This is a genomic window from Oricola sp. (assembly GCF_022763245.1).
In the GTDB taxonomy this organism is placed as follows: Bacteria; Pseudomonadota; Alphaproteobacteria; order Rhizobiales; family Rhizobiaceae; genus Oricola.
Window position 1 is genome coordinate 40692 of record NZ_JALEGV010000042.1, and the last position, 11048, is coordinate 51739.

Here is an 11048-nt window from a genome sequence, read left to right on the forward strand (position 1 = left end):
CGATCCTGCGACACTACTCCGCATAGGACGGGTCCTCGCGATCCAGAATGCGCTTCATTTCGGCGAAGTGAGCGTGCTCGGCGTCCTTGTAGACGTCCCACTCACGCGCCGTCGCCTCCGCCAGTTCGTCGCTCATGATGTTGAGCGGCTGGCCGGTCTGGTAGGCCAGCACCAATTGCCGGGCGGCGCGTTCGAGATGGTACATGGCGTCGAAGGCTTCGGCGACAGTCGGCGCGACGGTGGTCACGCCGTGATTACCCATCATGACCGCGGAGTGATTGCCGATGGACGCCGCGATGCGCTCGCCCTCGGCCTCCTCGGTCGCAATGCCGCCGAAACTCAGATCATAGGCGATGCGCCGGAAAAACCGTGCCGTCACCTGGTCAATCGGGTAGATCGCCGGGTCCTTCAACGTCGCCAGCGTGGTCGCATAGGGCGGATGCAGATGCAGCGCCACGCGGGCATGCGGCAGGTTGCGGTGAATGGCCGAATGGATCGACCACGCCGACGGATCGGGCGCATCGGGACGATTCATCGTCTCCGGATCGTCGGCATCGACCAGCAGCAGTTCCGACGCCGTCGCCATGGAGAAATGCTTCCAGCGCGGATTGACGAGGAACGTCCTTCCATCCGGCGAGACGGCGGCCGAGAAATGGTTCGCCACGCCCTCGTGCCAGTCATTGCGCGCAGAAAGCCGCAGGGCGGCTGCGAGGTCGATGCGAAGCTGCATCTCGTTCGTGTGGATGGGTGCGTGGGCGTTCATTCGTTCCTGAAGTCCTCGCCCAAATCCGAATCAGTTACGCGCATCGCTGCATTGCTCAAGTTTGACGAGGTCATTATTGGAAACCATCAGAAGATCGTGCCCGCCATTCGAGTTGGATGTGAAGACGAACATCGCCCTGTAGACGCTGCTTCCCCAATCGCCTTTACATTCGACATCATACAAGCTGGCGTTCATACCTCGAACTTTGACGGGGGCACTGATTTCGCAAGAGCTTTCACACTCGTTCCACGAGTTCCCTGCAATCGGCTTCTGCTCACCCATGCACGCGTCGGATGGCAAACACCAACCATTGGGATCGGCCGCGATCGCAAGACTGGGCGCAACCCCAGCGAACGATGACGCAAGCGCGATCACCGCGAATGGTCGTACTTCATTCACTCCACGATCTCCGCGGTCTCGACCACCGCATGGAACAGCACGTCGCAACCGGCCCGCGCCCATTCGAGCGAGATGTCCTCGGCCTCGTTGTGGCTCAATCCGTCGACGCAGGGGCACATGACCATGGCCGTCGGCGCGACGCGGTTGATCCAGCAGGCGTCATGGCCGGCGCCTGAGATGATGTTGCGGTGCGAGTAGCCGAGCCGTTCGGCGGCGTCGCGGATCGCCTTGACGCAGTCATGGTCGAACTCGACCGGATCGAAGCCGCCGACCTTCTCGAACTCGATGCCGAGGCCCATCTCGTCGCAGATTTCCTTCGCGCCGATCTTCAGCCGCTGCTCCATGTCCTGGATCACGGCGAGGTCCGGCGAGCGGAAATCGACGGTGAAGACGACCTTGCCGGGGATGACGTTGCGCGAATTCGGATAGACGTCGATGTGGCCGGCCGCGCCGACGGCGTGCGGCGCGTGGCTCCACGCGATCTCGTCGACCAGCTGCAGCACCTTGGCCATGCCGAGCCCGGCATTCTTGCGCATCGGCATCGGCGTGGAGCCGGTATGGGCGTCCTTGCCGGTGATCGTCACCTGCGTCCAGGACAGCCCCTGCCCGTGCGTGACGACGCCGATGTCCTTGCCCTCGGCCTCCAGGATCGGACCCTGCTCGATATGCAGTTCGAAGAAGGCCTTCATCTTGTCCTTGCGCGCGCCGACCTCCTCGTCGCCCTTCCAGCCGATGCGCTCCAGCTCGTCGCCGAATTTCAGGCCCTTGGCGTCCTCGCGGTCATAAGCCCAGTCCTGTTCGTGGATGCCGGCGAAGACGCCGGAGGCGAGCATGGCCGGCGCGAAGCGCGTGCCTTCCTCGTTGGTCCAGTTGGTGACGACGATCGGGTGCTTCGTCTTGATGCCGAGATCGTTGAGCGTGCGCACGACCTCGAGACCGGCCAGCACGCCGAGCACGCCGTCATACTTGCCGCCGGTCGGCTGCGTGTCGAGATGCGAACCGACATAGACCGGCAGCGCGTCCGGGTCCGCACCTTCACGCCGCATGAACATGTTTCCCATGGTGTCGACGCCCATGGTGCAGCCGGCGTCCTCGCACCATTTCTGGAACAACTTGCGGCCTTCGCCGTCCTCGTCGGTCACGGTCTGGCGGTTGTTGCCGCCGGCGACGCCGGGGCCAATCTTCGCCATGTCCATCAGGGAGTCCCAGAGCCGGTCCCCGTTGATCCTGAGGTTTTCGCCCGGTGCAGCCATGATGAAGTATCCTCTCGTCTGTGCCTATTTCATGCTCGGGAACGTGAAGACCGCGCCCTCGTGAATGTCGTCCGGCCAGCGCGTCGTCACCGTCTTCAGACGGGTGTAGAAGCGCACGCCCTCCGAACCGTAGATCGAATGGTCGCCGAAGAGCGACCGTTTCCAGCCGCCGAAGGAATGATAGGCCACCGGCACGGGGATCGGCACGTTGACGCCGACCATGCCGACCTCAATGCGGTCGGCGAAATCGCGCGCGGCGTCGCCGTTGCGGGTGAAGATCGCGGTGCCGTTGCCGTACTCGTGCTTGTCGATCATCGCCACGGCTTCCTCGTAGGACTCCGTGCGCACCACCGACAGGACCGGCCCGAAGATCTCTTCCTTGTAGATGGTCATGTCCGTCGTGACGCGGTCGAACAGCGTGCCGCCGACGAAATAGCCGTCCTCGTAGCCCTGCAGCGAGAAGCCGCGCCCGTCGACGACGAGATCGGCGCCTTCCTCGACACCCCTGTCGATATAGCCGAGCACCCGCTCCTGGGCCTGCTTGGTCACCAGCGGCCCCATTTCCGCGTCGGGATCGCTGGAAGGCCCGATCTTCAGCGCCTCCACCTTGGGCTTCAGCGCCGAAACCAGCCGGTCCGCCGTTTCCTCGCCCACGGGAACCGCGACCGAGATCGCCATGCAGCGCTCGCCGGCGGACCCGTATCCGGCGCCCATCAGCGCGTCGGCGGCCTTGTCCATGTCGGCGTCGGGCATGACCACCATGTGGTTCTTGGCCCCGCCCAGTGCCTGGACGCGCTTTCCGGCGGCCGTGCCGCGCGAATAGACATATTCGGCGATCGGCGTGGAGCCGACGAAGGACACGGCCTTGATGTCCGGGTGATCGAGGATCGCGTCCACAATTTCCTTGTCGCCATGCACGACGTTCAGGACGCCGTCCGGGAAGCCGGCCTGCTTGAACAGTTCGTAGACCAGCATCGGCGCCGACGGGTCGCGCTCGGAAGGCTTGAGGATGAAGGTGTTTCCGCAGGCGACCGCGATCGGATACATCCAAAGTGGCACCATTGCCGGGAAGTTGAACGGCGTGATGCCCGCGACGACGCCGAGCGGCTGGCGGTCGGCATGCGAATCGATCGACGGGCCGACATTGCGCGAGAACTCGCCCTTCAGGAGATGCGGGATGCCGCAGGCGAACTCGACGACCTCCACCCCGCGCGCGACCTCGCCCAGCGCGTCGTCATGGGTCTTGCCGTGTTCCTTGGAGATCGCGCGCGCGATGTCGTCGACATGCGCGTCGAGCAGTTCCTTGAACTTGAACATGTAGCGCGCGCGCTTCAGCGGCGGCATGTCGCGCCAGGCCGGCAGCGCCGCCTTGGCAGCAGCCACCGCCTCGTCGAGTTCCGCCGCCGTCGACAGCGGCAGCACCGCGCTTTCCTCGCCCGTCGCGGGGTTGAAGACGGGCTGTGAGCGTGTCGAGGACGAGAGGGCGAGTTTGCCGTTGATGGCGTTGCGGATCGTTTCCATGGTCTCCCCCTTTGTCGTTCCTCAGTCGATGGCGTTGAGGACGCCGCGCAGCGTGTCGAACAACTCGTCGATCTGCGCCTTCGTGATGATCAGCGGCGGCGACAGGGCGATGATGTCGCCCGTCGTGCGGATCAGCAGCCCCCGCTCATAGGCCTCCAGGAAGGCCGAGAAGGCGCGCTTGGTCGGCGCGCCGGCGATCGGCTCCAGCTCGATCGCGCCGATCAGACCGAGATTGCGGATGTCGATGACATGCGGGCAGTCCTTCAGCGAATGCACCGCATCCTCCCAGTAGGAGGCGAGCTCGGCCGCGCGGGTCAGAAGGCCCTCTTCCTCGTAGGTGTCGAGCGTGCCGAGCGCCGCGGCGCAGGCGATCGGATGCGCCGAATAGGTGTAGCCGTGGAACAGTTCGATCATGTTCTCCGGGCCGGTCATGAAGGCGTCGTAGATGTCCGACGTGCAGAACACCGCGCCCATCGGTATCGTGCCCGAAGTGATCCCCTTGGCGGTCGTGATCAGGTCCGGCACGACGTCGAAATATCCGGTAGCGAACGGCGCGCCGAGACGGCCGAACCCGGTGATGACCTCGTCGAAGATCAAAAGGATGCCGTGCTGGTCGCAGATCTCACGCAGCTTCTTCAGATAGCCCTTCGGCGGGATCAGCACGCCGGTCGAACCCGCGACGGGCTCAACGATCACGGCGGCGATGGTCGACGGGTCGTGCAGGGTGATGACGGAGATCAGGTCGTCGGCGAATTCCACGCCGTGCTCCGGCACGCCGCGCGTGAACGCGTTGCGGGCGATATCATGGGTGTGGCGGATGTGATCGACGCCGGTCAGCATGGTGCCGAAGGTACGGCGGTTGGAGACGATGCCGCCGACGGAGATGCCGCCGAAGCCGACGCCGTGGTAGCCGCGCTCGCGGCCGATCAGGCGGGTGCGCGTGCCCTGCCCGATCTGGCGCTGATAGGCGAGCGCGATCTTCAGTGCGGTGTCGACGCTTTCGGAGCCGGAATTGGTGAAGAAGACATGGTCGAGCGGCTTGGGCAGCATCGCCGCCAGCCGGGCGGCCAGTTCGAAGGCCTTGGGATGGCCCATCTGGAAGGCCGGCGCATAGTCGAGCTCGGCCACCTGCTTCTGGATCGCCTCGACGATCTTCGGACGGCCGTGACCGGCATTGCAGCACCAGAGGCCGGCCGTGCCGTCGAGCACCTGGCGGCCGTCGGACGTGGTGTAATGCATGTCCTTCGCGGCCGTGAACATGCGCGGATTGGCCTTGAATTGCCGGTTGGCCGTAAACGGCATCCAGAATGCATCAAGATTATTCGGCGCCACTGCTCGATCGGACATCACTGCACCACCCCTGCCTGTACGGCTCTACGGCCCTGTTCGGTTTCTTGCTTTTCTTCCGCGGCGCGTCTACGGCTACGCGGAAAACCTAACCGGTGTCGGAAAGTTTTCCACATCCGCTTGACCGTTTGGTCAAAACAGACGCTAAAAGAGCTTTCGAAGCCGGTCAAGTGGCTTTACCATCGCACAAAAAGGCCTCCACGAGGAAGAACAAGAAGGCGCCCTTGTCCCGATCGAAAAGCGACGAAGCGCAGCAGGCAAAACCGCTCTCGCGCATCCAGGAAACCAACCGGAAAGCCATCCTGGAAGCGGCGCTCGACGTCTTCGCCATCTCCGGTTTCCGCGGCGCGACCATCGACGAGATCGCCACCAAGGCGGGCATGTCGAAGCCCAACCTGCTTTACTATTTCAAGAGCAAGCGCGCGATCTACCAGCAGGTGCTGGAACAGACCCTTTCCGACTGGCTGGCGCCCTTCGCCGAGCTCGATCCGACGGGCGACCCGGTGGAGGAACTGCGGCGTTACATCACAGCCAAGCTGAAGATGTCGGAGAAGAATCCGAACGCCTCCAAGCTCTTCGCCAACGAGATCATTCATGGCGCGCCGGTGATCGGCGATTTCCTGAAGACGTCGCTGAAGACGCTGGTGGACGAGAAGGCCAAGGTGATCCGCTATTGGGTCGGCGAAGGCAAGCTCGCGCCGGTGGATCCCTACCACCTCATCTTCATGATCTGGGCGACGACCCAGCATTACGCCGATTTCGACGTGCAGATCCGCGCCGTGGTCGGCTCCCAGGCCGGCCGCCCCGGCTTTGCGGACCAGGCGGCACAGGCCGTGCTGACGATTATCCTGAACGGCATCCGGCCGCGCCAATAGGGCAGCCGGACAGGCGCGCGCCGACGCTGCGGTTACGCTGCCTTGGCAGCGTCTCGCACAGGATGAACCACATGGAAACTCACGCAGATGCGGTTCCAGGTGTTGATCATGCCGAGCGCGATCGTGAGCTTCGACAGTTCGTCTTCCGAGAATTGCTGCCGGGCAGCGGCGAAGACGTCGTCTCCGACACCGCCCTCCGCGATACGGGTCACGGCCTCCGTCCAGGCGAAGGCGGCCCGCTCGCGTTCCGAGAAGAGCGGCGATTCCTTCCACGCCGCGACCATGTAGAGGCGCTGTTCCGTCTCCCCGTCAGCGCGCGCTTCGTGGGAATGCATATCGACGCAGAAGGAGCAGCCGTTGATCTGCGAGGCCCTCAGCTTGATCAGGTGCAGCAGGCTCCTTTCGAGACCGCAAGTATCGACCGCCGTATTGAGCGCGTAGAGCGCCTGGAGGAGCGGGCGGTCGGTTTTGGTGTAGTCGAGACGCGGTTGCATGGAATGTCCTTTCGTTCGGGTTATCGGGATGAGGGCTGCCGCCGCTGGTTGGCCTCCAGATAGGCGCAGCCCCGCGCCACCGAGCGCGGATCGCCGGTGGCCTGGAAGTCGGCGACGATGTCGGCCAGCGTGGTGCCCGAGAGCGCGTCGCGCCATGCGGCCTCCGCACGCAGCATCGCGCTTGCGATGCCGCAGGGCCTGACAAAGGCCGACGCGTCGGGCGCGCCCGGCCCGCGCTGGCGGATCTCGCCGCACCGGAACGCCGGCTGGCGGCCCTCCACCGCGAAAACGATGTCCAGCAATGTGACCTGGTCGGGCCGGCGCGCCAGCCGATAGCCCCCGGCGGGACCGGGAACGGACTGAAGAACGCCCGCACCGACGAGCGCCTTCAGGTGCTTGAGCAGATAGGTCGGCGAAACGCCGTGAAATTCGGCAAGCGCCGCACCGGGCAGCACGGCGCCCTCCTCCAGTCCCGCCAGAAAGGCCGTGCAATGAATCGACGCCTCGACACCGTCACCGAGTTTCATGCCTTCCTCCTATTCATCGATATTTCTTATCATGGATATCTTATATCCACAATAGGTGGACAAGTGTCTGGAAGCGCTCGGCGGGTGTGGCCGTCACTCAGTCGTCGAGTTCGGGATAGTGGCGGAAGATGCCGGTCTCGTTGAAGGGCAGCCGCCGGTCGCTCTCGAGATAGGCGGACAATTCCGGCTGGTCGGCGACATATTCGCCAAGCTCCTGCACGCAGGGATATTCCCCGATCAGCGACGCGAAGGCCCGTGGAAAGGCATAGTCCAGCCCGGCGAGTATGTGGAACAGCGACAGGTCCGCATAGGTCAGGCTGTCGCCGACCAGGAAGGTCGGGCCATGGGGATTGCGGCGCAGCACCCGCTCGAACCAGCCGAGATATTTCGGCATCCGGTGCTCGCGGAACGAGGCCGAGCGCCTTTCCGCCTCCCGTTTCTGGTCCTCGTAATAGAGTTCCGGGCCGATCGGATGATGCGTGTCGTGGACCTCGCCCACGAAATCGCCCATCGTCATCTGCACCTGGTGCAGCCAGAGACGCTCCGCCTCGTCCTGCGGCGCCAGCCAGAGCTTCGGCCCGAGATAGTGCAGGATCAGCGCGGTCTGACCGATGACGATGTCGCCGTCGCGCAGATAGGGCGGCGCGAAGGCCGGCGTCTTGATCTCCAGGTCGGTGAGGAAATAGGCGACCGCCTCCGGGTCGATCAGCGCGATGTCCTCGTAGTCCACGCCGGCATATTCCAGCGCGAGACGCACGAATTCTCCGCGCCCGGGAAGGCCGGGCCAGTAATAGAGCGCGTAGACGCGCCTTACCACCGATGCGGGGCGGCGGTCATTCCGCCGCCTCCTTGGCCCAGACGGCCGGGTTGTTCGGATGCGTCGTCCAGTTGGCGTAGTCCGGATCGATCGGCTTCTTGGTGCGCGGATCGACGCCGGCGATCTGCTCCATGGAGATGCAGTTCTCGACCGGGCAGACATTGACGCAGAGATTGCAGCCGACGCATTCCTCCTCGATCACCTCGAAGTGGCGCACGCCGTCGACCATGTTGGTGATCGCCTGGTGCGAGGTGTCCTCGCAGGCGATGTGGCAACGGCCGCACTTGATGCACTTGTCCTGGTCGATCTTCGCCTTGGTGACGTAATTGAGGTTCAGATACTGCCAGTCGGTGACGTTCGGCACGGCGCGGCCGCGGAAATCCTCGATCGTCGCATAGCCCTTCTCGTCCATGTAATTCTCAAGCCCGGCAATCATTTCCTGCACGACCTTGAATCCATATGTCATCGCCGCGGTGCAGACCTGGACGGTGCCGCAGCCAAGCGCGATGAACTCCGCGGCGTCACGCCAGGTGGTCACGCCGCCGATGCCGGAGATCGGCATGCCGGCGGTCTCGGGATTGCGCGCGATCTCGGAGACCATCGACAGCGCGATCGGCTTGACCGCCGGTCCGCAATAGCCGCCATGCGATCCCTTGCCGTCGATCGTCGGCTCGGGCGCGAAACTGTCGAGATCGACCGAGGTGATCGAGTTGATCGTGTTGATCAGGCTGACCGCGTCCGCCCCGCCGCGCTTGGCGGCTTCCGCCGGTCGGCGGATGTCGGTGATGTTCGGCGTCAGCTTGACGATCACCGGCATGTCGGTGTGCTGCTTGCACCATTCGGCGACCATCTGGATATATTCGGGCACCTGCCCCACGGCCGATCCCATGCCGCGCTCGCTCATGCCGTGCGGGCAGCCGAAATTCAGTTCCACCCCGTCGGCGCCGGTCTCGGCGACGCGGCCGAGGATCTTCTTCCAGGGATCCTCCTCGCAGGGCACCATCAGCGAGACGACGACGGCGCGGTCGGGCCAGTTCTTCTTGGTCGCCTTGATCTCCTGCAGATTGATCTCCAGGTCGCGGTCGGTGATCAGCTCGATATTGTTCAGGCCGAGCAGGCGCCGGTCGGCGCCCCAGACCGCGCCGTAGCGCGGACCATTGACGTTGACGACGGGCGGACCCGCCTCGCCCAGCGTCTTCCAGACGACACCGCCCCAGCCGACCTCGAAGGCACGCTCGACATTGTACTGCTTGTCGGTCGGCGGCGCGGATGCGAGCCAGAACGGGTTGGGCGACGTGATGCCGACGAAATTCGTGGAAAGATCAGCCATGTCGTGTCCTCCTCATCAGGCGCTCAGGGCGCGATGAATGCTTTCGGCTGCGTCGCGCCCCTGCGACACGGCCGTGACGGTCAGGTCGTCGCCGGCATTGACGCAGTCGCCGCCCGCCCAGACCTTCGCCATGGTCGTCTTGCCGTCAGCATCCACCTTGATCCGCCCGCCGTCCAGCGCAATCGTTTCGCCCGATCCGTTCAGGCTGTCGGCCGCGAAGCTCTGCCCGATCGCTTTCATCACCTGGTCGCAGCGAACCATCACGGTCTCGCCGTCGCGGTCGAATTCCACGCCGGCCACTTCGCCGTCAGCGGCCACCACCCGTATCGGCGTCATGTGATAGCGGATCGCCACCCCGCGCACCTGGGCGATTTCCTGCTCGTATTTGGAGGCCTTCATCCGCTCCTTCGGTCCACGGTAGCAGATCGTCACCTCGTCGGCGCCGAGTGCCTTGGCCTGCACGGCGGCGTCCACGGCGGTCATGCCGCCGCCGATCACGACGACGCGGCGCCCGACCGGAACGGAGGCGACGTCGTCGGCCTGACGAAGACCCTCGATCCACTCGACCGCGTCGATGCTGCCTGCCGCGTCGGCTTCGGGCACGCTGAGCGCGTTCACGCCTGCAAGCCCCATGCCGAGGAACACTGCGTCATGGTCCGCCGCCAGCGCGTCGAGCGACAGGTCGGCGCCAAGCGCCTTCTCGTAATGCACGGTGATGCCGCCGATGGCGGTGATGTAGTCCACCTCGCGCTGGGCGAACCCGCCCGGCGTCTTGTAGGAGGCGATGCCGTATTCGTTCAGCCCGCCGGCCTTCGCATGCGCTTCGTAGACATCGACATCGTGGCCGTGCATGGCGAGGCGATGCGCGCAGGCCAGCCCCGCCGGCCCTGCCCCGATCACGGCGACCTTCTTTCCGGTCGAGGCGGCACGGGTGTAATACTGCTTGTCCGCCGCCATCGCCGCGTCGGTCGCGTAACGCTGCAGAAGACCGATCTTGACCGGCTTGCCTTCCGCCGTCTCGCGCACGCACACCTCTTCACAAAGCGTCTCCGTCGGGCAGACGCGGGCACACATGCCGCCGAAGATGTTCTGGTTGAAGATCGTCTTGGCCGCCGCCAGCGGGTTACCGGTCGAGATCTCGCGAATGAAGAGCGGGATGTCGATGGAAGTCGGACAGGCCGTCATGCACGGCGCGTCGTAGCAGAAGTAGCAGCGATCGGCCTCGACATGGGCCTCATGCGCATCCAGCGGCGGATGGAGATCGGAGAACAGATCCACGTAGGCTTCAGCTTCGAGCCGCCCCGCCTGGACGTCCCGGACATATCGATCGGCATTCATGCGGCACTCCCTCCACATTGCGTTGCCTGCGGTGAATTTGCACCGCATGCAGGGAGGATGACTGAATTTGATCAAAAGGTCAAATTTATCGACGCCCGGCGTAAAACACCTGTCATGGTGGCGATCTACGCTGCGCCATTGAAGGAACGCGCCGTCACCAGTCCCCACGCCAGGGCTCAGACAAACGTATCGACCCGGGAACCGTCTCTATCGATGGACAGCGGCGCTCCTGCCCTTATGATCCATGGGCGAACACTGATCTCCCATGCCGAACCGGACCTCTCAATGATGACATCGCCCCCGCTGCCGACGTCGCCCGCCGACGGGACAGCGGCTCTCGGACCCATGAAGGACATCGTCGGCGACCTCGCCGCAATCTAACCG

At 64.4% G+C, this 11048-nt stretch carries 12 protein-coding genes; 2 read left to right on the forward strand and 10 right to left on the reverse strand.

Annotated elements, in window-relative coordinates; all coding sequences use genetic code 11:
- Window positions 1-13: 13 nt before the first annotated feature.
- The 5 genes from MRY80_RS25085 to MRY80_RS25105 are packed head-to-tail and all read right to left on the reverse strand — an operon-like array spanning window position 14 to window position 5283.
- Window positions 14-763 (reverse strand): class II aldolase/adducin family protein, encoded by a 750-nt coding sequence (locus tag MRY80_RS25085; RefSeq protein WP_293294307.1) that lies wholly within the window; start codon window positions 761-763, stop codon window positions 14-16.
- Between the two features lie 30 nt (window positions 764-793).
- Window positions 794-1162, reverse strand: coding sequence for a hypothetical protein (locus tag MRY80_RS25090; RefSeq protein WP_293294309.1), 369 nt, complete (start codon window positions 1160-1162; stop codon window positions 794-796).
- Window positions 1159-2415, reverse strand: a complete 1257-nt coding sequence (locus MRY80_RS25095) for a Zn-dependent hydrolase (RefSeq protein ID WP_293294310.1) — start codon at window positions 2413-2415, stop codon at window positions 1159-1161. The genes MRY80_RS25090 and MRY80_RS25095 overlap by 4 nt, the downstream gene beginning before the upstream one ends.
- Before the next feature lie 24 nt (window positions 2416-2439).
- Window positions 2440-3936, reverse strand: a complete 1497-nt coding sequence (locus MRY80_RS25100; protein WP_293294312.1) for a CoA-acylating methylmalonate-semialdehyde dehydrogenase — start codon at window positions 3934-3936, stop codon at window positions 2440-2442.
- A 21-nt stretch (window positions 3937-3957) separates the two neighbouring features.
- Complete coding sequence (locus tag MRY80_RS25105; protein ID WP_293294314.1) at window positions 3958-5283, reverse strand: aspartate aminotransferase family protein; 1326 nt, start codon at window positions 5281-5283, stop codon at window positions 3958-3960.
- A 224-nt stretch (window positions 5284-5507) separates the two neighbouring features.
- On the opposite strand from MRY80_RS25105, the gene MRY80_RS25110 reads away from it, so the two are divergent.
- Complete coding sequence (locus MRY80_RS25110) at window positions 5508-6158, forward strand: TetR family transcriptional regulator C-terminal domain-containing protein (protein ID WP_293294316.1); 651 nt, start codon at window positions 5508-5510, stop codon at window positions 6156-6158.
- Between the two features lie 32 nt (window positions 6159-6190).
- Here MRY80_RS25110 and MRY80_RS25115 read toward each other — a convergent pair whose 3' ends face one another.
- From MRY80_RS25115 to MRY80_RS25135, 5 genes are all read right to left on the reverse strand, one after another.
- Complete coding sequence (locus MRY80_RS25115; RefSeq protein ID WP_293294318.1) at window positions 6191-6652, reverse strand: carboxymuconolactone decarboxylase family protein; 462 nt, start codon at window positions 6650-6652, stop codon at window positions 6191-6193.
- A 20-nt stretch (window positions 6653-6672) separates the two neighbouring features.
- Window positions 6673-7179, reverse strand: a complete 507-nt coding sequence (locus tag MRY80_RS25120; RefSeq protein WP_293294320.1) for an Rrf2 family transcriptional regulator — start codon at window positions 7177-7179, stop codon at window positions 6673-6675.
- A gap of 97 nt (window positions 7180-7276) precedes the next feature.
- Window positions 7277-7936: a glutathione S-transferase gene (locus tag MRY80_RS25125; RefSeq protein WP_293294322.1), complete on the reverse strand. Its 660-nt coding sequence runs from the start codon at window positions 7934-7936 to the stop codon at window positions 7277-7279.
- A gap of 76 nt (window positions 7937-8012) precedes the next feature.
- Window positions 8013-9326 carry an NAD-dependent dihydropyrimidine dehydrogenase subunit PreA gene (gene preA / locus MRY80_RS25130; protein WP_293294324.1) on the reverse strand — a complete coding sequence of 438 codons (1314 nt, stop codon included), beginning with the start codon at window positions 9324-9326 and terminating at the stop codon, window positions 8013-8015.
- Window positions 9327-9341: 15 nt separating this feature from the next.
- On the reverse strand, window positions 9342-10664 hold the full coding sequence (locus MRY80_RS25135; protein WP_293294325.1) for an NAD(P)-dependent oxidoreductase: 1323 nt from the start codon (window positions 10662-10664) through the stop codon (window positions 9342-9344).
- A 57-nt stretch (window positions 10665-10721) separates the two neighbouring features.
- Between MRY80_RS25135 and MRY80_RS25140 the strand changes: the two genes are divergently transcribed.
- The gene (locus tag MRY80_RS25140; protein WP_293294327.1) at window positions 10722-11045 is read left to right on the forward strand and encodes a hypothetical protein; all 324 of its coding nucleotides are present in this window, start codon (window positions 10722-10724) and stop codon (window positions 11043-11045) included.
- Window positions 11046-11048: the final 3 nt, after the last annotated feature.